General features: G+C 73.0%; 17 protein-coding genes. 12 read left to right on the top strand and 5 right to left on the bottom strand.

Annotation, left to right across the window (positions count from 1 at the left end; genetic code table 11):
* Window positions 1-27: 27 nt before the first annotated feature.
* Window positions 28-2,301 carry a phosphoribosylformylglycinamidine synthase subunit PurL gene (gene purL, locus BJ958_RS16065; RefSeq protein WP_179727939.1) on the top strand — a complete coding sequence of 758 codons (2,274 nt, stop codon included), beginning with the start codon at window positions 28-30 and terminating at the stop codon, window positions 2,299-2,301.
* 197 nt (window positions 2,302-2,498) lie between these two features.
* On the opposite strand, the gene BJ958_RS16060 is transcribed toward purL, so the two are convergent.
* Together BJ958_RS16060 and BJ958_RS16055 are read right to left on the bottom strand one after the other, a co-directional pair.
* A complete protein-coding gene (locus tag BJ958_RS16060) occupies window positions 2,499-3,542 on the bottom strand; it encodes a hypothetical protein (RefSeq protein WP_179727938.1) in 1,044 nt (347 codons plus the stop codon).
* 23 nt (window positions 3,543-3,565) lie between these two features.
* A complete protein-coding gene (locus BJ958_RS16055; RefSeq protein ID WP_179727937.1) occupies window positions 3,566-4,828 on the bottom strand; it encodes an MFS transporter in 1,263 nt (420 codons plus the stop codon).
* A 67-nt stretch (window positions 4,829-4,895) separates the two neighbouring features.
* Between BJ958_RS16055 and BJ958_RS16050 the strand changes: the two genes are divergently transcribed.
* Together BJ958_RS16050 and BJ958_RS16045 are read left to right on the top strand one after the other, a co-directional pair.
* Entirely contained in the window at window positions 4,896-5,456 is a 561-nt protein-coding gene (locus BJ958_RS16050) for a winged helix-turn-helix domain-containing protein (RefSeq protein ID WP_179727936.1), read from the top strand.
* On the top strand, window positions 5,456-5,815 hold the full coding sequence (locus BJ958_RS16045) for a sterol carrier family protein (RefSeq protein WP_179727935.1): 360 nt from the start codon (window positions 5,456-5,458) through the stop codon (window positions 5,813-5,815). The genes BJ958_RS16050 and BJ958_RS16045 overlap by 1 nt, the downstream gene beginning before the upstream one ends.
* Here BJ958_RS16045 and BJ958_RS16040 read toward each other — a convergent pair.
* On the bottom strand, window positions 5,812-6,339 hold the full coding sequence (locus BJ958_RS16040) for a SecDF P1 head subdomain-containing protein (RefSeq protein WP_179727934.1): 528 nt from the start codon (window positions 6,337-6,339) through the stop codon (window positions 5,812-5,814). The two genes, BJ958_RS16045 and BJ958_RS16040, sit on opposite strands and share 4 nt — an antisense overlap.
* Window positions 6,340-6,369: 30 nt before the next feature.
* On the opposite strand from BJ958_RS16040, the gene BJ958_RS16035 reads away from it, so the two are divergent.
* The 5 genes from BJ958_RS16035 to BJ958_RS16015 all read left to right on the top strand — a co-directional run bounded on the left by BJ958_RS16035 (window position 6,370) and on the right by BJ958_RS16015 (window position 12,200).
* Complete coding sequence (locus tag BJ958_RS16035; protein ID WP_179727933.1) at window positions 6,370-7,725, top strand: dipeptidase; 1,356 nt, start codon at window positions 6,370-6,372, stop codon at window positions 7,723-7,725.
* Between the two features lie 145 nt (window positions 7,726-7,870).
* Window positions 7,871-9,277 (top strand): FAD/NAD(P)-binding protein, encoded by a 1,407-nt coding sequence (locus BJ958_RS16030; protein WP_218865793.1) that lies wholly within the window; start codon window positions 7,871-7,873, stop codon window positions 9,275-9,277.
* Between the two features lie 25 nt (window positions 9,278-9,302).
* On the top strand, window positions 9,303-10,772 hold the full coding sequence (gene purF, locus BJ958_RS16025; protein ID WP_179727932.1) for an amidophosphoribosyltransferase: 1,470 nt from the start codon (window positions 9,303-9,305) through the stop codon (window positions 10,770-10,772).
* A gap of 26 nt (window positions 10,773-10,798) precedes the next feature.
* Complete coding sequence (purM, locus tag BJ958_RS16020) at window positions 10,799-11,860, top strand: phosphoribosylformylglycinamidine cyclo-ligase (protein ID WP_179727931.1); 1,062 nt, start codon at window positions 10,799-10,801, stop codon at window positions 11,858-11,860.
* Between the two features lie 154 nt (window positions 11,861-12,014).
* Complete coding sequence (locus BJ958_RS16015; RefSeq protein ID WP_179727930.1) at window positions 12,015-12,200, top strand: DUF3073 domain-containing protein; 186 nt, start codon at window positions 12,015-12,017, stop codon at window positions 12,198-12,200.
* A 119-nt stretch (window positions 12,201-12,319) separates the two neighbouring features.
* Here BJ958_RS16015 and BJ958_RS16010 read toward each other — a convergent pair whose 3' ends face one another.
* The gene (locus tag BJ958_RS16010) at window positions 12,320-13,630 is read right to left on the bottom strand and encodes a hypothetical protein (RefSeq protein WP_179727929.1); all 1,311 of its coding nucleotides are present in this window, start codon (window positions 13,628-13,630) and stop codon (window positions 12,320-12,322) included.
* Between the two features lie 29 nt (window positions 13,631-13,659).
* Between BJ958_RS16010 and BJ958_RS16005 the strand changes: the two genes are divergently transcribed.
* A complete protein-coding gene (locus BJ958_RS16005) occupies window positions 13,660-14,937 on the top strand; it encodes an alpha/beta hydrolase domain-containing protein (protein ID WP_179727928.1) in 1,278 nt (425 codons plus the stop codon).
* A 3-nt stretch (window positions 14,938-14,940) separates the two neighbouring features.
* Here BJ958_RS16005 and BJ958_RS16000 read toward each other — a convergent pair whose 3' ends face one another.
* A complete protein-coding gene (locus BJ958_RS16000) occupies window positions 14,941-16,140 on the bottom strand; it encodes an amidohydrolase family protein (protein WP_218865792.1) in 1,200 nt (399 codons plus the stop codon).
* 86 nt (window positions 16,141-16,226) lie between these two features.
* Here BJ958_RS16000 and BJ958_RS15995 point away from each other — a divergent pair, with 86 nt between their 5' ends.
* From BJ958_RS15995 to BJ958_RS15985, 3 genes are all read left to right on the top strand, one after another.
* Window positions 16,227-16,895: a GntR family transcriptional regulator gene (locus tag BJ958_RS15995; protein WP_179727926.1), complete on the top strand. Its 669-nt coding sequence runs from the start codon at window positions 16,227-16,229 to the stop codon at window positions 16,893-16,895.
* Window positions 16,896-17,176: 281 nt separating this feature from the next.
* Complete coding sequence (locus tag BJ958_RS15990; protein ID WP_179727925.1) at window positions 17,177-18,763, top strand: amidohydrolase family protein; 1,587 nt, start codon at window positions 17,177-17,179, stop codon at window positions 18,761-18,763.
* A gap of 70 nt (window positions 18,764-18,833) precedes the next feature.
* Entirely contained in the window at window positions 18,834-19,757 is a 924-nt protein-coding gene (locus tag BJ958_RS15985) for an ABC transporter substrate-binding protein (protein WP_179727924.1), read from the top strand.
* Window positions 19,758-19,764: the final 7 nt, after the last annotated feature.

The following is a 19,764-nucleotide window of genomic DNA, read 5'->3' as shown; positions in this document are numbered from 1 at the left end:
CGGCGCTCGGCCGATACCCTTGGGGCCGTGGCCGACACCGCTTCTGCACCTGCCCGTTCCACCCTCGACACCGTGGCCGTCGCAGCCGGTGACCCCGACCGCGAGCAGCCCTGGTCCGAGCTCGGCCTGAAGGCCGACGAGTACGAGCGGATCCGCGAGATCCTCGGCCGGCGCCCCACGGGTGCGGAGCTGGCGATGTACTCGGTCATGTGGAGCGAGCACTGCTCCTACAAGTCCTCCAAGGTGCACCTCAAGCAGTTCGGCGAGATCCCCCAGGAGACCCCGATCGGCCCGATGCTCGCGGGCATCGGTGAGAACGCCGGCGTCATCGACATCGGCCAGGGCTACGCCGTCAGCTTCAAGGTCGAGAGCCACAACCACCCGTCGTACGTCGAGCCGTACCAGGGTGCCGCGACCGGCGTCGGCGGCATCGTCCGCGATATCATCGCGATGGGCGCGCGTCCGGTCGCGGTCGTCGACCCGCTGCGCTTCGGGCCGCTGGACGCCGACGACACCCACCGCGTGCTGCCCGGAATCGTCGCGGGCGTCGGCGGCTACGGCAACTGCCTGGGCCTGCCCAACATCGGCGGCGAGGCCGTCTTCGACGAGACCTACCTCGGCAACCCGCTGGTCAACGCGGGCTGCATCGGGGTGCTGCGCCACGAGGACCTCCACCTCGCCAAGGCGTCGGGCGAGGGCAACCTCGTCGTCCTGTACGGCGCACGCACCGGCGGCGACGGCATCGGCGGCGTCTCGGTGCTCGCCTCCGAGACCTTCGACGCCGACGGCCCGGCCAAGCGCCCCAGCGTCCAGGTCGGCGACCCGTTCATGGAGAAGCTGCTCATCGAGTGCACCCTCGAGCTGTTCCGGGCCGGTGTGGTCGCCGGCATCCAGGACCTCGGTGGCGCGGGCCTGTCCTGCGCGACCTCCGAGCTGGCCTCCGCCGGCGACGGCGGCATGCACGTCCACCTCGACAAGGTGCCGCTGCGCGACTCGACCCTCTCGCCCGAGGAGATCCTCATGAGCGAGAGCCAGGAGCGGATGATGGCGGTCGTCGAGCCCGGCGACATCGCCGCCTTCCTCGCGATCACCACCAAGTGGGACGTCGAGGCCTCGGTCATCGGCGAGGTCACCGAGACCGGCCGCCTGGTCATCGACTGGCACGGCGAGACCGTGGTCGACGTACCCCCGCGCACCGTGGCCCACGACGGCCCCGTCTACGAACGCCCGTACGCCCGCCCCGAGTGGCAGGACGCGCTCCAGGCCGACGGCGCCGAGAAGCTGGCCCGGCCCGCCACCGGCGACGAGCTGCGCGCCACCCTGCTCCAGCTGGTCGCCAGCCCCAACCTCTGCGACAAGTCGTGGATCACCGACCAGTACGACCGCTACGTCCAGGGCAACACCGTCCTCGCGCAGCCGGCCGACTCCGGCATGGTCCGCGTCGACGAGGAGACCCACCTCGGCGTCTCGATCTCGACGGACTGCAACGGCCGCTTCGCCAAGCTGGACCCGTACGCCGGCGCACAGCTCGCGCTGGCCGAGGCCTACCGCAACGTCGCCACCGGCGGCGCGCTGCCGCTGGCGGTCTCCGACTGCCTCAACTTCGGCTCCCCCGAGGACCCCGCCGTGATGTGGCAGTTCGCCGAGGCCTGCCGTGGCCTCAAGGACGCCTGCCTCGAGCTCGGCATCCCGGTCACCGGCGGCAACGTCAGCCTCTACAACCAGACCGGCGAGACCGCGATCCTGCCGACCCCGGTGGTCGCCGTGCTCGGCGTGATCGAGGACGTGCGTCGTCGTACGCCCTCGACCTTCCAGGCGGCCGACGAGCGGATCGTGCTCCTCGGCACCACCCGCGAGGAGCTGTCCGGCTCGGAGTGGGCCAAGGTCGCGCACGACCACCTCGGCGGCCTCCCGCCGCGGGTCGACCTGCGCGCCGAGCGCAACCTCGCCCGCCTGCTCAAGGACCTGGTCGGCATCGCCACGAGCGCCCACGACCTCTCCGACGGCGGCCTCGCCCAGGCCCTCGCCGAGGCCGCGATGGTCAGCGGCATCGGCGCCCGGGTGAGCCTCGAGGGCGACGCCTTCGTCGGCCTGTACGCCGAGTCGGCCGCCCGCGCCGTCGTCACCGTCGACGCCGGCGACCTCGAGGAGCTGCGCGCGCTGTGCGCCCGCCACGACGTCCCGATGACCGAGCTCGGCACCACCGGTGGCGACGTGCTCGCCGTCGAGGGACAGTTCGAGGTGCCGCTCGGTGAGCTGCGGGAGGCCTGGACCACCACGCTGCCCTCAGCGCTCGGGTGAGCTTGGCGCTCTTCGCGCAGCGCATCATCTGAGAGGGTTGGGTCGGGCGCCCCGCGTGATCTGGACTGAGCGGAGCGAGCGTCAGCGAGCGCAGCGAGGGAAGATCACGCGTCAAAAGGGCGCCCGACATGCGCGAGCGGAGCGAGCGCCAAATGGCACCGTGAGTCGATCACGCAGCGCATCAGCCCGCGCCGGGTTCACCTCAGGGTGGCTGAGGTCGTGACCGTGACGTCCAGGGAGTCCTCGGCCTTGGCATCGCCGTAGACGGTGGCCAGGCGCAGGGGGAAGTGCTGCTCGATCGACAGGGCCCGGGAGGGCTTGCCCTCGACGTCGAAGACGACCTGGAACTCGGTCGTGCAGCTGCCGTTGTCGGCGACGTCCGGGCACGCGGTGTTGGCCGGGTTCCGGATCACGTGGGCGGCCTCGGTGTCGCCGAGGCGGTAGCTGCCCCGGACGGTGTCGGCGTAGTAGATCGCACCCGAGGTGAGGTCGTCGGAGACCTCGGTCCAGCGGCCCAGCTTGGTGCGCACGGTCACCACCCGCCAGGTGTGGCCGTCGGCGGCCCAGGCGTCGCCGGCGTACGGCAGGTCGAGGGGGCGGGTCACGGTGCAGCTGAAGTCGGGCGGGCGCACGGTGGTGCGGTCGAACGCGACGTCGGGTGAGCACGGGAAGCGCTTGGCGCGGGGCTTGGTGATGTCGTAGAGCGGTGCGGCCCGGCCCTCCTCGACCTCGCCGTTGGACAGGTCGACCCTCTGGGTGACGCCGTCGAAGTCGACGTCCATCTCCGGGTCGGCACCGTTGCCGGACACCAGCACGTAGAACGAGCTCGAGCCCTCACCGGTCAGCTCCGGCGCCGGGATGCGGTACGACGCCCCGTCGGCCACGAGGTCGACCACCGGCCCGGTGTCGGTCGAGAGGTAGCCGGCGAGCGCACCGAAGGTGGCGGCGTCGTACTGCCAGGTGATCGGCACGAACGCACTGCCCTCGGGCGCCTGCACCTTCGTGACGTCGCGGGTGTCCGCAGCCGAGATCTCCGTGACCGGCTTGCCGGCGGTGACCTCCAGGCGGCCGACCGGCAGCGCCACCACGGACTCGACCCCCTGCCCGGCGAACTGGGCGTCGTTCGCCGCCGGCACGACGTCGCCGACCTCGATCCCGCCGGCCTCGCCCCCGCAGGCGGCGAGGCCGGGCGCGAGCAGGAGCAGACCGAGCACGGCCGTGGAGCTGCGACGAAGGAGCATGGGCCCCATTGTGGTGGGCGGGGTCACGCGGCGTGTGCAGGACTCCGATCTGGAGTGGTGAGGGGTGTCCATTCCGCGGGGCGCGGCACCGCGCGGACCGAGCGGGACAGGGTCGGCACCAGCGCGACCACGCCGGTCAGCGCGGCCAGCGCGAGCACCGCGTCCCGGCCCCCGACGAGCGTGAGCAGGGCGCCGGCCAGGGCGGGCGCGACCGGGATGGTCGCCATCGACACCGTCTGCATCGTCGCCTGCATCCGGCCGACCAGCGCGGGCGGCGTGATCGCCAGCCGGTAGGAGCCCAGCGCCGCGTTGCCGGCCGGGTTGAGGAACATGCCGACCGACGCGGCCAGGGCGAGCGACCACGGGTGGTTCCACAGCGCGAGCGGTACGGCGAGCGGGACGAAGCTCCACGCGACGACCACCACGAGCGCCCCGGTCGCGACCCGGTCGATGAGCAGCGGGGCGGCGAGCGCGCCCAGGACGCCGAACGCGCCGGTCGCCGTCTCGGCCAGGCCGATCTGCCAGGCGGGGAAGCCGGCCTCGACCAGGCGCAGCAGCGCGACGAAGAAGAGCGCGTTGACGGCCAGGTTGGCTGCCGGCGACCAGCACAGCACGATCCTCAGGAACCGGTGCGCCCACAAGAACCGCAACCCCTCGCCGAGGTCGCGCAGGGGGCGGCCCGGGTCGCCCGGCCGGCCTTCGGGGGAGAGGTCGGTGCGGATCCGGCCGAGCAGGACCCAGCCGAGCACGTGGCTGACGGCATCGGCGGCGAACGGCGCCCACCGCGCGACGCCGTACAGCGCACCGCCGAGCGGCCCTCCGAGCAGGCTCGCGACGTGCTGGCGGGCCTGCTGCTGGCTCAGCGCGGTCGGCAGCTCGTCGCGGTCGACGACCGTGCGGATCGCGGAGCTCTCCGCCGGGACGAACAGCCCGGCGACCAGGCCGCTGGCGACGGCGACCGCCAGCAGGTGGGCGAGGGTGAGCCGGCCGGCGAGCCCGGCGCCGACCAGCGAGGCGTGCAGGAGGGCGCCGGCGCCGAAGGAGAGGCGCATCAGCCGCCGGCGGTGGCGCCGGTCGGCGAGCACGCCGGCCGGCAGCAGCATCGCGACCATGCCGACGAGGTACGCCGCCTCGGCGGCCGCCGCCCACAGCGCCGACCCGCTGAGCGCGTACGCCACGAGCGGCAGCGCGAACGTCGTGACCCGGGTGCCGAGCTCGGAGACCGTCGCCCCGATCCACAGCGCGGTGAAGTCGCGGTTGCGCGCCAGCGAACGGTGGGACGACATTCCCGCACCCTATGTTGCGCAACATATATTGCGCAATGAGTCCTGCGGATGTCGCTAGGCTGGCGCCATGGTGATGTACGACGACCCGCGGATCCTCCGCGCGATCGCGCACCCCACCCGCAACCGGGTGCTCCACGAGCTGTCCGCCGCCGGCTCGCTGCGCGCCGCCGACATCGCGCGGCTGATCGACGTCCCCGCCAACCAGGCCAGCTTCCACCTGCGCCAGCTGGCGAAGTACGGCCTCGTCGAGGAGGACCCCGACGCCGCGCGCGACCGCCGCGACCGGGTCTGGCGCCTCGTGGACCCCGACGGCATCCGGTTCCGCACGGCCGACGTGCTCGCCCGACCCGGCGGGCGCGCGGCGTACGCCGTCTTCCAGCGCAACGCCGTCGCCCACGGCCAGCACCTCGTCGAGCGGGCCCTGAGCGTCGACGGCACCGAGAACCCCGGCCGCAGCGCGTCCGAGTGGTCGGTGCTGATGAGCGCCGACGAGGCGAAGGAGCTGATGGAGGAGCTCGCCGCGGTCGTCGAGCGGTACCGCGACACCGGCCGCGGCCACGGTCCCGGCGAGGGCCGGGAGACGTGGTCGGTCTTCCAGCTCATCCAGCCCTACCCCGAGGACTCCTGATGCCCGCCCGGCTCAAGCCCGCCCCCGCTGCCGACGTCGCCGCCGCCCTCGCCCGCCTCGACGCCGGTGCCGCCGAGCGCGGTGACCTGCGCCTGCTGACCAAGCACTACCTCGCGCTGCTCGAGGCGCTCGCCCCGGGCCGGTCGGTCGAGGTCCGGGTGCCGCCGTACGCCGCCGTCCAGGTGATCGAGGGCGTCCGGCACACCCGCGGCACCCCGCCCGCCCTCATCGAGACCGACGCCGCCACCTGGATCGCGCTCGCGACCGGGCGGCTCGCATGGGTCGACGCCGTCGAGGGCGTGCGGGTGCAGGCGAGCGGGGAGCGGACCGACCTGGCGCCGTACCTCCCGCTGGGTTAGCCCTCGAGCGCGTCGGCCAGCGCCGTCGCCTCGTCCCGCGTGAGGTCGCCGGTGATCTGCACCCGGCCGTCGGTGATCGCCGACTGGATCACGGGCGCCGAGACGATCGTCCCGCCCGAGACGATGGCGAGCTGCTGCTCGGTGCCCACCAGCTCCCGCGTGATGTCCTCGAAGGTGGTGGACGCGGCGTCGTCGAGCTCGACCGTGACGCTCCACCCGGTTCCGTCCGGGCTCCGGGCCGCTTCCGCGTCGTCGACGCCGCCGACGATCTCCGCCGCAGCGAGCCGGTAGGCGGCGCCGTCCGGGTCGCAGGCGACGGCCACCTCGTCGGCGGCCGGCTGCGCGACCGACGGGGGGCACGGGGCGGTCGACGGCTCGAGGACGCGGCGGACCTGGACCGGCTCCGCCGGCACGCGTGTGCCGGCGTCCCGGACGGGTCCGGGGTCGTCGTCGCTGCACGCGGTCAGCGCGAGGACGGCGGTCGCGGCGACGGTCATGGCCCCGAGGGCCCGAGAAGGTGCCATGCGTCGATCCTGCCCCATAGATTGGCCGGCATGACCGGACCAGTCTCCACCAACGACCTGCGTACGCGCCTCGCCGAGATCCTCCCGGGTGTCCGATCGGACCTCGAGGCCCTCGTCCGCATCCAGTCCGTCAGCGCCGACCCCGCCCGCCTCGACCAGGTCGAGGTGAGCGCCCAGGCGACTGCCGACCTGTTCGCCGCCGAGGGTGTCGACGTGCAGATCGTGCGCGCGTTCGACGGTGCCCCGCCCGCCATCATCGGGGAGAAGAAGGGGCCCGAGGGAGCGCCCACGGTGCTCCTCTACGCCCACCACGACGTGCAGCCCGAGAACGACCACGCCGAGTGGGACTCCCCGCCGTGGGAGCCCACCGAGCGCGACGGCCGCCTCTACGGCCGCGGTGCCGCCGACGACAAGGCCGGCATCCTCACCCACGTCGCGGCGCTGCGGATGCTCGGCGACGACCTGCCCGTCACCGTGCGGCTGTTCATCGAGGGCGAGGAGGAGGTCGCCAGCGCGACCCTCCCGCAGCTGCTGCAGAAGTACGTCGAGGAGCTGCGCTCCGACGTCATCGTGATCGCCGACTCGGGCAACTGGGACATCGGCGTGCCCGCGCTGACCACCAGCCTGCGCGGCCTGGTCCGCGTCAACGTCGAGGTCCGCACCCTCAGCCACGCCGTCCACCAGGGCATGTGGGGCGGCCTGGTCCCCGATGCCCTCATCACCCTGTCCCGCCTGATCGCGAGCCTGCACGACGACGCCGGCAACATCGCCGTCGCCGGCCTGCACTCCGGGCCCGCCGCCGACGTCGAGTACCCCGAGGAGCGGCTCCGTGCCGAGTCCGGTGTCGCCGAGGGCGTCGAGTGGATCGGCTCCGGCCCGGCGGTCGAGCGGCTGTGGACCCGTCCCGCCCTGTCCGTCATCGGCCTCGACGCGCCCAAGGTCGACGGCTCGTCCAACACCCTCATCCCGTCGGCCCGCGCCCGGCTCGCCCTGCGCACCGCGCCCGGCGAGACCTCCGAGAACGCGCTGGCCTGCCTGCGCGCCCACCTCGAGCAGCACGTCCCGTGGGGCGCCCAGCTCACCGTCGAGGTCGTCGACACCGGCGAGCCGATCGCGCTCGAGGTCACCGGTCCGGCGTACGACGCCGCGCGGGCCGCGTTCACCGAGGCCTGGGACGGCACCGCGCCGGTCGACATGGGCGTGGGCGGATCGATCCCGTTCATCGCGGAGTTCCTCGAGTCCTTCCCGCAGGCCTCCGTGCTGGTGACCGGCGTCGAGGACCCCGACACCCGCGCCCACGGCCCCAACGAGGGCCTGCACCTCGCCGAGTTCGAGAAGGTGCTGCTCGCCGAGGCGCTGCTGCTGCGCAACCTCGGCAGCCGCTGAGCTTCCCCGTCCTCTCCGTCGAGCTGCCCGGTCCCGCGCTCGAGCTGCCACCTCGGTGGGCTCGACGAGGTGACTGCCGCAGCTCGGCGGAGGGGAGCGGTCCAGCAGAACTGGCTTAAGTCAAGTGATTCGCTAGACTACTCGCATGACGGCGACGAGCATCCCGACGACCACCCCGACGTCCCCCCGAACGCGGACCCGGGTGGCGGTGATCGGCGGCGGTGCGAGCGGCGTCCTGACCGCCATCAACCTGCTCGTGCGCTCGGACGACCCGGGGCTCGAGGTCGTCGTCCACGAGGCCAGCGGCATCGTCGGGCGCGGCATCGCCTACGGCACCAACGACCAGCGTCACCTGCTCAACGTCCGGGCGCGGCACATGAGCGCCTTCCCGGACGCGCCGTCCGACCTGCTCGACTGGGCGCTGCGCACCGGCCGCAGCAACGACCCGCAGGGCTTCCTGCCGCGCGCCGACTACGCGATCTACCTCCAGGACCGGCTCGCCGACGTCGCTGACGACCGGCTCCGGATCCGGGCCGGCCGGGTGCTCGACGTCGTCCCCGCCGGGGCCGGCTTCGAGGTCGTCACCGAGCGGTCCACGTCGCACGCCGACGCCGTCGTGCTGTGCCACGGGAACCAGCCGCCCCGTCCGCTCGCCACCGCGGACGGGGCGGCTGTGCCCGACGCGCCCTGGCACGTCGCCAACCCCTGGGAGCTGGCCCGCCTGCGTGCGCTCCCGGCCGAGGCCCGGGTGGTCGTGGTCGGCACCGGCCTGACCGGCATCGACACCGCCATCACGCTGCTCGAGGACGGCCCCGGGCGGCACGTCACGCTCGTCAGCCGCAACGGCCTGCTGCCCAAGCCGCACGTCGGCCAGGCCCACACCGCCTGGGTCACCAAGGTCCCCGACGACGCCACCACCGCCGACGACATCGCCGCCGCGATCGCCGACGAGTGCCGCGCCGCCGCCGAGCGCGGAGTCGGCTGGCGCGCGGTCGTCGACGGCCTGCGCCCGCTCACCCAGGACCTCTGGCGCCGGCTCACGCTCGCCGAGCGCCGCCGCTTCCTCGAGGTGCACGCCCGCGACTGGGAGGTGCGCCGGCACCGGATGGCGCCCGAGGTCGCACTGCGCCTCCAGTCCTACCGGTACGACGACCGGCTGGCCGTCCTCGCCGGCAGCCTGCACGCCGTCGAGGACCTCGGCGAGCGTTGTCGGGTGACCACCGCCCCCGGCCACGAGCCGGTCGAGGTCGACGCGGTCGTCAACTGCACGGGCCCCCTGGCCGACGTACGACGCAGCACGGACCCGCTGCTGCGCGCCCTGGTCGCCCGCGGCACCGTGGCCCCCGACCCGCTCGCGCTGGGCATCGACGCGACCGCCGACGGAGCCGTGCTCGGGGCCGACGGCCGGGTGGTCGACGGGCTGTTCGTGGTCGGTCCGCCGCGCAAGGGCACGCTGTGGGAGTCGACCGCCATCCCGGAGATCCGGGGGCAGGCGGCGCAGGTCGCGACGGCCGTGGTGGAGCGCGCGACTCGGCCGGTCGTCGCGAACTGAACGATCGGGGCCCCGGCCGGTAGGCTTGCGCAACGTGTGCGGAGTCTTCGGTGTATGGGCCCCGGGTGAGGACGTCGCGAAGCTGACGTACTTCGGCCTCTACTCGCTGCAGCACCGCGGGCAGGAGTCCGCGGGCATCTCGGTCAGCAACGGGCGGCAGATCCTCGTCTACAAGGACATGGGCCTCGTGTCCCAGGTCTTCGACGAGAACACCCTCGAGTCGTTCGCGGGTCACCTCGCGGTCGGCCACTGTCGCTACTCGACCACGGGCGCGAGCACGTGGCAGAACGCGCAGCCGACCTTCCGGCCCACCGAGGACGGCTCGATCGCGCTGGGTCACAACGGCAACCTGATCAACACCGCGCGCCTCGCGGAGATGGTCCAGGAGCTGCCGAGCGACGACGGCGAGCTCGACATCCACGCCCGCAACCTCGAGTCGTCCACCAACGACACCAGCCTGGTGACCGCGCTCCTGGCGCACCACCCGGACCAGTCGCTGGAGGCCCGCGCGCTGGAGCTGCTGCCGCAGGTCCAGGGCGCGTTCTCGTTCGTGTTCATGAACGAGAACACGCTGTACGCCGCCCGCGACCCCGAGGGCATCCGGCCGCTGGTGCTCGGCCGCCTCGAGCGTGGCTGGGTCGTCGCGAGCGAGGACGCCGCCCTGGCGACCACCGGCGCGAGCGTGGTGCGCGAGGTCGAGCCCGGCGAGCTGATCGTCATCGACGAGGACGGCCTGCGCTCCCACAAGTTCGCCGAGCCGCGCCGCAAGGGCTGCGTGTTCGAGTACGTCTACCTCGCCCGCCCCGACGCCACCATCGCCAACCGCAGCGTCCACGAGGCGCGCGTCGAGATGGGCCGCCAGCTCGCCCGCGAGTTCCCCGTCGAGGCCGACCTGGTCATCCCGGTCCCCGAGTCCGGCACCCCGGCGGCCTCCGGCTACGCGCTCGAGAGCGGCATCCCGTTCGGCCAGGGCTTCGTCAAGAACGCCTACGTCGGCCGCACCTTCATCCAGCCGTCGCAGACCCTGCGCCAGCTCGGCATCCGGCTCAAGCTCAACGCGCTCGAGCACATGATCCGCGGCAAGCGGATCGTCGTGGTCGACGACTCGATCGTGCGCGGCAACACCCAGCGCGCCCAGGTCCGGATGCTCCGCGAGGCCGGCGCGACCGAGGTCCACGTCCGGATCTCCTCGCCGCCGGTGAAGTGGCCGTGCTTCTACGGCATCGACTTCGCGACCCGAGCCGAGCTGATCGCCAACGGCCTCGACGTCGACGAGATCGCCGCCAGCGTCGGCGCGGACAGCCTCGGCTACATCTCGCTGGAGGGCATGGTCCAGGCGACCGGCCAGCCGCAGAGCACCCTGTGCACCGCCTGCTTCACCGGCGACTACCCGATCGAGCTCCCCGACGAGAGCCTGCTCGGCAAGCACCTCCTCGAGGCGACGCTCAAGCCGAGCACGCACGGCGAGGCCCTGCCCGTCTTCAACAACCCGTGACATCCAGCAAGGAGACCGAGGGAACCGTGGCTGACAACGCGTACGCCCGTGCCGGCGTCGACATCGAGGCCGCGGACCGCGCCGTCGACCTGATGAAGGAGTGGGTCGAGAAGGCCCGCCGCCCCGAGATGCTGGGTGGTCTCGGCGGCTTCGCCGGCCTCTTCGACGCGAGCGCGCTGACGTCGTACAAGCGCCCGCTGCTCGCGACCTCCACCGACGGTGTCGGCACCAAGGTCGCGGTCGCGCAGATGGTCGACAAGCACGACACCATCGGCTTCGACCTGGTCGGCATGGTCGTCGACGACCTCGTCGTGTGCGGCGCCGAGCCGCTGTTCATGACCGACTACATCGCCACCGGCAAGGTCGTGCCCGAGCGGATCGCCGCGATCGTCAAGGGCATCGCCGAGGCGTGCGTCGAGGCCGGCTGCGCGCTGGTCGGCGGCGAGACCGCCGAGCACCCGGGTCTGCTCGCCCCCGACGAGTACGACGTCGCCGGCGCCACCACCGGTGTCGTCGAGGCCGACGCCCTGCTCGGCGCCTCCCTGGTCCGCGAGGGCGACGTCGTCATCGCCATGGCCGCCAGCGGCCTGCACTCCAACGGCTACTCCCTGGCCCGCCACGTCTTCTTCACGCAGGCCGGCTGGACGGTCGAGCGGCACGTCGACGAGTTCGGCCGCACGCTGGGCGAGGAGCTCCTCGAGCCGACCCGGATCTACACCAAGCCGGCCCTCGCCATCGCCCGCGAGACCGAGACCCACGCGATGGCCCACATCACCGGCGGCGGTCTCGCCAACAACCTCGCGCGGGTCATGCCGCCCGAGCTGAAGGCGACCCTCGACCGCGGCACCTGGACCCCCGCCCCCGTCTTCGACGTCGTCCGCAAGGTCGGCGAGGTCGCGCAGCCCGACCTCGAGGCCACGTTGAACTGCGGGGTCGGCATGGTCGCCCTCGTCGCCCCCGACGCCGTCGACGCGGCCCTGGCCCGCCTCGCGGACTTCGGGATCGACAGCTGGGTCGCCGGCGAGGTGTCGGTCGACCCGGCCCAGCAGGGCACCGTCGAGCTGGTCGGCCAGCACCCCGGTTGGTGACCTGCGCCTCATCCGCGCGCGCCACGCGCGCGGAAGGGGCCTCCCGGCGTGCGGGAACAGCCATCGGCCATGTACCGTTGGACCCACGAGACTCTGATTCAGCAGTCCGGGGCCCGGAGGGTACCCGGCCAAGTGTGCGAGGGGGCTGGACCCTATGGGCCGCGGCCGAGCGAAAGCCAAGCAGACGAAGGTCGCACGCGACCTGAAGTACCGCACTCACGACACGGACCTCAGCGCACTCGCGCGCGAGCTCCATGGTGAGCCGGACGATGTCGGGACCGACGAGGTCGACAACGACATCGACGACAAGTGGTCGGACTACGCCGACCGCCGCGACTGAGCTGACCTCGCTCGTCGAGTAGCCCGAGCCCCTGGGCGAGGGCGTTTCGAGACGTGTCATCACGCCCCGGCCCGCCACTCGTACTCGTCCCGGGGCTCCGGCTGCTCGTCGGCGGGCAGTCACGCCTCTCGCATCACCACCACGTCCCCGTGGGTGCCGTAGCCGGCGAGCCGGCCACCTGACCGGCGCCCGTCGAACGTCACCAGCCGCCACTCGTCGCCCGGCACGTCCGGGTCGGGCGGCACGACGGTCGGCCACGGGATGTTGCTGGGGTACGGCGCGGTCAGGGTGCCGATCTCGGTCATCGACGTGTCGAAGACCGGGTAGCGGCCACGGACCGCCCGGCGGTTGTCCCTGCCGTCGCTGGCCAGGACCCTCCAGTCCTCGCCGACGCGGAGCAGGGTGGTGCCCTCGGTGGCTCGCCGATCGGTGGCCGCACCCTGCAGGGCCAGGTGGTCCAGCGACGGGCCCGCCGCGAGCAGCGGGTGGAAGTCGAAGAACCTCCGCGCGCTGACGTAGCCGACCAGCCAGCCGCCCGGCGTACGCACCAGGTGGGGGTCCCACATCCCGACGCTCGGGCCGTCGCTGGGCAGCTCCAGGCGCCGGGTGGGCAGCACGTGCTGCCCGCGGGTGAGGTCCTCGGCAGACTCGGCCAGGGTGACGCCGAGCGCGCCCGGGACCCGCTCGGACCTGCGCGCGGGGAAGTCCGACCAGGTGCTCGTCGCGACCAGCCACCCGTCGCCGTCGCGGACGAGGTGGGTGGCGTGGTCGCCGTGCACCCCCGGGCGGTCGGGGCGCTCGAAGAACAGGTCGCTGCGCCAGGTGATCTCGCCGGCCGGGGACAGCGCCCACACCGAGGTGTGCGCGGTGTCGAAGAAGCCGGGACCGGCGCTGGTGGCGGTGAACAGCACCTCCGAGCCGATCCGGTACGGCGCCCCGTCGGCGTGCGACACCAGCCGGATGTCGCGCAGCCCGAGCTGCCCGAAGCTCCCGGCGCGGACCTCGCTCACCCCTGATGCCTCGGGCCTGAGTCCGGCCAGCCAGCCCGGGTCCCGGGTGTCGGGGCCGCCGATCTCGCGCAGGTCGATCCGCCCGCGCGCCACCCACGCGTCGTCCTCCAGGCTCAGCACGGCGAGGTGGCTGCCGGTGAGGGTGAGGCCCAGCCGTGTGGCCGGCTTGGCGAGCCTCCCGTGCCGCCGGCTGCGCAACGCGTGCTCGGCGCCGCCGGTCCGGACCAGCAGCGAGGTCCGGTCGTCCTCGAGCCGGACCGCCAGCCGGGTGCCGTCCGCGGCCTGCAGCGCCAGCTCCGCCGGCTGGTCCCCCTCCAGCGCGCCCTCGACCGCGCCGAAGGGCGCGAGGAGCGGGAACCCCTCGGTCGCCACCAGGGTGATCGGTCGGTGGCGGGCGGCGATCGCGAAGGACGGCAGCACGGGCGCACCCTACGCGGCATGATGCGTCCGTGCCCGTCCCCACCCTCGTCCCGTTGTCCGGCGGCAACGGCATCGTGCTGACCGCCGCCCGCCCCGGCCCCGACCTGGCGGCCGCCGGCTGGTCCGAGGAGGAGTACGCCGCCAGCGGCATCGCCCGCGCGGCCGACCCCGCGCACGGGTCGGCGGGCTTCACGACCCGGGTCGTCGTACGCCGGCCGGTGCAGGCGCCCGCCAGCGGGACCCTCGTCGTTGAGTGGCTCAACGTCAGCAGCGGCGCCGACGCGGCGCCGGACTGGACCTACCTGGCCGACGAGCTCGTGCGTCAGGGGCACGCGTGGGCCGGCGTCTCCGCTCAGCTCAACGGCGTCGAGAGCGGCACCGCGACGGTCGCCGTCGAGGGCGCGGTGCTGCAGGGCCTCAAGGCGGTCGACCCGGCGCGCTACGGCGGGCTCGACCACCCGGGCGACGCCTACGCGTACGGCATCTTCACCGAGGTCGCGCGGGCGGTCGCGGAGCGGACGGGTGCCGCGCTGGTGCTGGCGGTCGGGCAGTCGCAGTCGGCGTACACGCTGACGACCTACCTGAACCACGTCCACCCGACCGAGCGCTACTTCGACGGCTTCCTGGTCCACAGCCGTGGCGACGTCGCCGCTCCGCTCGGCGAGCCCGGCCGCGGCATCGACCTGCTCGCCGCTCGCGCCGCGGGCCGGCCGACGCCGGTCCGCGACGACCTCGACGTGCCGGTGATCGTGCTGGAGGCCGAGGGCGACCTGCTCGGCAGGATCAACTACCTGCCCGCACGCCAGCCGGACGGCCCGATGCTGCGGGTGTGGGAGGTCGCCGGCGCCGCCCACGCCGACCTGTTCCAGATCGGCGAGTTCGAGGCCTTCCTCGGCTGCCCGGACCCGGTCAACCGCGGCCAGCACGCGTACGTCGCCCGCGCGGCCCTGCGCCACCTCGACACCTGGGCCCGCGGCGGCCCGGCGGCCCCGACCGCCGCACCGCTCGAGGTCGTCGACGGCGCCTTGGTCCGCGACGACCTCGGCATCGTCCGCGGCGGGATCCGCACGCCCGTCGTCGACGCTCCCGCCGACGTGGTCTCCGGCGACGCCGGACCGGACGCCTCGGTCATCTGCGGGCTGTTCGGTCGGACCCTCCCGCTCGCCGCGGGCGCCGCCGAACGGCTGTGGCCGACGCACGAGGCCTACCTGTCGGCGTACGTCACCGCGACGGACGCGGCGATCGCCGCGGGCTTCGTGCTGCCCGAGGACCGGGACGCGGTGCTGGCCGAGGCGCGTCACGGCTGAGGGTCACCCGACCGGGGCGGCCTCCAGGACCTCTCCGTTCCGGGCGACGACGACGCCACCCTTCAGCACGAGAGCAGGGGTCGGCCGCAGGACGATCGCCTCGGCGGCGTTGGGGAGCGGGAGCACCACCAGGTCGGCTGTCGAGCCGGCGGCCGGCTGCACCTCGTCGCGGCCGAGCATCCGCCGCCCACCGGTGGTCGCGGTGGCGAGCGCGCTGAGGATCTGGTCGTCGCGACGGAAGCCGCTGCGGAAGGCCAGGTGGTGGACGCGCTCGATCATCGAACCGGTGCCGTACGGACCCCACAGGTCGCGGATCCCGTCGTTGCCGGAGGCCAGCGTCACGCCGGCCTCGGCGAGCATCGCGACCGGCATCACGGGGGTGTTGTAGACGGTCGCCGTGGCCAGCGAGATGCTGGCGGCGGCGAGCCGGTCGGCCAGACGGCGGGCGGGCTCCGGATCGATGTCGGCGATCGCGGGGGCGTGGGACAGGGCGACCCGCCCCTGGAGCCCGAACTGCTCGGTGAGCTCGACGGTCAGCTCCATCGCGAAGGCGCCGAGCGTGCCGCGCTCGTGCAGGTGGACGTCGATCCCGACGCCCTTCTCGGCCGCCAGCGTGAAGACGGTCTCGAGGTGTCTGACCGGGTTCCGCTCGAGCGCCGACGGATCGATGCCGCCGACGACGGTGGCCCCGGCGTCGATCGCGTCGGACAGGAGCGTCAGGGTTCCGGGGCGGGTCAGCAGCCCGCCCTGCGGGAACGCGACCTGCTCCACCTCGACCGCGTGGCCGAGCTCGGCCGCGACCTCGGTGACCGCCTCGATGCCCTCGAGGCGGCAGCTCAGGTCGACGTCCGTGTGGGTGCGGACCAGCGTGGTGCCGGCGGCGACCATCGTGGCCAGCAGGGCGCGGATGCTGTCACGGCTGGGCAGGCCGAGCTCGGCACGCCGGACCTCGCCGTTGCGGATCCGGTCCTCGATCGCGGCTCCTCCGGCCGAGTGCGGCTGCCACGGAATCCCCCACAGGGTCTTGTCGAGGTGGCAGTGGGCGTCGACGAGGCCGGGAAGGACGACTCCACCCCGGCCGTCGACGGCGGTCGCGCCCGCGGGTACGGCGAGGCCGGGACCGACCGCCGTGATCCGGCCGTCCTCCACGGTCAGGTCCACCGGCCCGGTGCCGTCGGGGAGGTGCACATCCTGCAGGATCATCCTGTCGATCATCTGGTCAGTCTCCATTCGTCTGGCCTATGGTAGACCAAGAGTGTCGGCCATCACGTCACGGGAAGGACCCAGCCATGACCTCTCCGGACACGCTCGGCTCCCAGTTCCGCTCCCTGCGCGACCACGTGGTCGACGACATCCGGGACCGGATAGTCGAGGGCCGACTCCCGGGGGGACATCGCCTCGTGGAGCGTGACCTTTCCGCCGAGATGGAGGTCTCCCGGATCACCATCCGGGAGGCGCTCCAGCAGCTGACGGGGGAGGGCCTGGTCGTCCAGCTTCCCCGGCGCGGGTCGGTCGTGACCGAGTTCGGCGGGCCGGAGATCCTGAACCTGCTCGAGCTGCGAGAGCCGCTGGAGGTGCTCGCCGCGCGACTCGCTGCCCAGCGCCACGACGGCGCGGGCGCCGAGCGGCTGGCGGCGATCCAGGTTGCCTGTCGCACTGCCGTCCGCGCGGACAACCTCGAGGAAGCGGCGACGGCGAGCGTGCGGTTCCACGAGGAGATCGCCCGCTGCACAGGGAATGTCTTGCTCCAGGCGCACATGGCCAGCCTCCACGGCCACCTGCGGCGCCTCTTCTGGATGACGCGCGAGCACCAGGGGCACCACGTCGACGAGCACGCCCGGATCCTCGAGGCGATCCTCGCTCGCGACGCCGATCACGCGGCCGCGCTGGCAGGCGAGCACGTGCGCGAGACGACCGAGGAGACCCTGCGCCTGCTCGAGCTCTCGCCCCGCGCCTGACCCGGGTCCGCCCGCGGGGCGCACCTCGGTGTCGGCCCTGCTGAGGACCTGTGCCGGTGGCGCGCGCCCTGGGGCCGCGAGCCGGCGGGCCGGCCCGCCCGCCGCCTCCCTGCGGGACGCCCCGGGCGATCGCGCTTGGTCGCCGGGCGGCGGCTCGGCCTGCGGCGAGCCGCGTCGTGTGCCGCCGCCGAGATTTCGGGATGTGACCCTTGCCACGCCGTTTCGGTAAATGGTAGACCATAGGCCATCGACCACGGCCAAGCCGGAAGGCAGGAGAACCAGTGACTGTTGAGAGCGCACGACGCGAGGGTCTGCAGGCGAGCATCGGTGCTCGCGGCGCCCTGCTGGACAGGGTCAGGGGCGAGCGGACCTCGGTGCCCGCCACGGGCCCACTCGTCCTCGCGCCCAGCTGGGTGCTCGCCTGGCAGGACGGTCGGATGGCCCTGCTGCGCGACCACGAGGTCGTCGTCGAGGGCGACCGGGTCCTCGAGGTCCGACCCCGGCGTGGGTCGGTCGACCAGCGGGTGGACATGCACGGACAGGTCCTCGTGCCCGGCTTCATCTCGATGCACGGCCACGCTGCCGGTGGTGCGGCGACCCGGGGCTACGTCGAGGGCAACCTCACGCCGATGGCCAAGGGCGTCGAGCTGCGCCAGGGACGCCAGTTCCTGCACGCGATGGTGATGCTCGACGACCTCAGCGACGAGGACCTCGACCTGATGACCGCGCTCAACCTGGTCGAGATGGTGCGGGGCGGTTGCACCACGCAGGTCGAGATGTCCAAGAGCCTGCGCCAGATGCAGAGCTACGTGCGGGTCGCGCGGGAACTGGGCCTGCGTGGCTACCCCTCGGGCGCCGTTCCCGGGATGAAGCGGATCCTGCCGATCTGGAAGCGCGGCGAGGACGACCAGCCCCTGCTCGACTCCGTGGCCGGCACCCTCGCCGAGATCGAGGACAACCTCGTCTACGCCCGCAGCATCGACGGCGTCGACGACGGTCGGATCCGGCCGATGATGGCGCCGGCGACCAATGCGGTGCACACCCCCGAGACCTACCTCGCGATGAAGACCGCTGCGCAGGAGCTGCACGGGCTGCACATCCACCTGCAGTCGGGCTACGGCCGCGCGCCGCAGCCGGACACCCAGGCACTGCAGCGGCTGTGGGGTCACGACGAGGTGCCCTGGCTCGAGAGCCTGGGCATCTTCGACGGCTCGGTCCGGGTGTTCGGTGCCCACCTGCTCGGCATCGACCTCGCCCGGGACCTGCCGGTCCTCGCCAACGACCACTTCACGTTCGCCAACTGCCCGTCGGGCACCGGCGCCGGCGTCACGCCCGCGCAGTGGCCGTGGCCCGAGGCGCTCGGCGCCGGGGTCAACTCCGGCATCGGTCTGGACACCCACTCCAACGACTACCTGGAGAACCTCAAGATGGCCGTGATCTACGGCCGGATACGCGCCGACTTCCTCGGTGACAGCACGCCTGTCCCGATGGTGCGTCCGTCGATCTGGACCGGACTGGAGGCGGCGACCGTCGGCGGCGCCCGCGGCCTGGGCCGCGACGACCTCGGCCGGATCGAGGCGGGCGCCAAGGCCGACCTGACGAGCATCGACGTCACCGGTCTGCTCGTCGGGGTCGGAACCGTGCCGCGCGAGCCGCTCAACCACCTCTTCTACGCCAACGGTCTCTCGGTGCGCAACGTGATGACCGACGGCAACTGGCAGGTCCGTGACGGACACGTCCTCGGGATCGACGAGGACCGGATCCTCGCGGAGTCCGGCCGCATCGTGCAGGCGATGTGGGACGAGATGGAGCGGGCCGACGTCTTCGTCGACCAGCCCGACCACGACCTCGTGCCCGCCTGCTGCTGAGAAGACCTCTCGGAACAACCCACCCCACCGCTGGCCCGCCCCGGGACAGCACCTGATGAGGAGCACCCACATGAACATCCGTACCCTCAACCGCCGCACCATGGCCCGTCGGGGTGTCGCCGGAGCGGCGCTCGGCGCCGTCCTGCTGTCCGCCGCCGCGTGTGGCAGCAGCGGCGGCGACGGCTCCGAGAAGGCGCGGCCGAAGGCGGACTCGGCCCTGGCTGGGCTGGTGCCGGCCGACATCGCCGAGAAGGGCACCGTCGTCGTCGGCACCCAGCCCGACTTCGAGCCGGCGAACTTCACGCCCATCGGCGAGTCCGAGATCAAGGGCTTCAACGTCGACCTGATGGACGCGATGGCCGCCAAGCTCGGGTTGAAGGTCGAGTGGCAGAAGGTCCCCTTCGACCAGCTGCTCATCGGCATGCAGAGCGGGAAGTTCGACGCCGCGATCGCCGGCATGACCGACCGCAAGGAGCGCCAGGCGCAGGTGGACTTCATCGACTACCAGGTCGCCGGCACCGTCTTCATGGTCCAGAAGGGCAACCCCAAGGGCATCACCAGCGAGGTCGACGGCGGCTGCGGGATCAAGATCGGCGACGTCAAGGGCAGCGACGCCAAGCGCCTCGTCGACATGATGGCCGCCGCCTGCGTCCAGGCCGGCAAGCCCCCGACGAAGCTGGTCTCGTTCCCGAGCAGCAGCGACAAGAACCTGGCCCTCGTGTCGGGTCGCGTGGACGCCATGTTCTGGCCGGACATGGCCGTCTCGGTGATCAACCGCGAGACCGACGACAAGCTCGAGTCGCTGCCGGTGAACTTCGAGCCCAAGGTCTACCTCGGGATGACCTTCAGCAAGGACGACTCCGAGCTGCGCGATGCCTTCTTCGCCGCCCTCGAGGCGATCCACGAGGACGGCACGTACGACGAGATCCTCAAGAAGTGGGACGTCGAGGTCATCGACCTGCCGACGCCCGGCATCAACCTGGCGACGTCGTGACGATGAG

The sequence above is a fragment of the Nocardioides kongjuensis genome, from assembly GCF_013409625.1.
GTDB lineage: Bacteria > Actinomycetota > Actinomycetes > Propionibacteriales > Nocardioidaceae > Nocardioides > Nocardioides kongjuensis.
The sequence above is the reverse complement of the archived record's forward strand: the minus strand, read 5'-3'. Positions and strand labels throughout refer to the sequence as shown.

Excerpts from the sequence above, each read along its gene's own strand:
- BJ958_RS16035 (WP_179727933.1), top strand. The coding sequence starts at position 6,370 with ATGACCGGACCAGTCTCCACCAACGACCTGCGTACGCGCCTCGCCGAG.
- BJ958_RS16040 (WP_179727934.1), bottom strand. The coding sequence starts at position 6,339 with ATGGCACCTTCTCGGGCCCTCGGGGCCATGACCGTCGCCGCGACCGCC.
- BJ958_RS16000 (WP_218865792.1), bottom strand. The coding sequence starts at position 16,140 with ATGATCCTGCAGGATGTGCACCTCCCCGACGGCACCGGGCCGGTGGAC.
- BJ958_RS15995 (WP_179727926.1), top strand. The coding sequence starts at position 16,227 with ATGACCTCTCCGGACACGCTCGGCTCCCAGTTCCGCTCCCTGCGCGAC.
- BJ958_RS16050 (WP_179727936.1), top strand. The coding sequence starts at position 4,896 with ATGGTGATGTACGACGACCCGCGGATCCTCCGCGCGATCGCGCACCCC.
- BJ958_RS16045 (WP_179727935.1), top strand. The coding sequence starts at position 5,456 with ATGCCCGCCCGGCTCAAGCCCGCCCCCGCTGCCGACGTCGCCGCCGCC.
- BJ958_RS16055 (WP_179727937.1), bottom strand. The coding sequence starts at position 4,828 with ATGTCGTCCCACCGTTCGCTGGCGCGCAACCGCGACTTCACCGCGCTG.
- BJ958_RS15985 (WP_179727924.1), top strand. The coding sequence starts at position 18,834 with ATGAACATCCGTACCCTCAACCGCCGCACCATGGCCCGTCGGGGTGTC.
- BJ958_RS16060 (WP_179727938.1), bottom strand. The coding sequence starts at position 3,542 with ATGCTCCTTCGTCGCAGCTCCACGGCCGTGCTCGGTCTGCTCCTGCTC.
- BJ958_RS16030 (WP_218865793.1), top strand. The coding sequence starts at position 7,871 with ATGACGGCGACGAGCATCCCGACGACCACCCCGACGTCCCCCCGAACG.
- BJ958_RS16015 (WP_179727930.1), top strand. The coding sequence starts at position 12,015 with ATGGGCCGCGGCCGAGCGAAAGCCAAGCAGACGAAGGTCGCACGCGAC.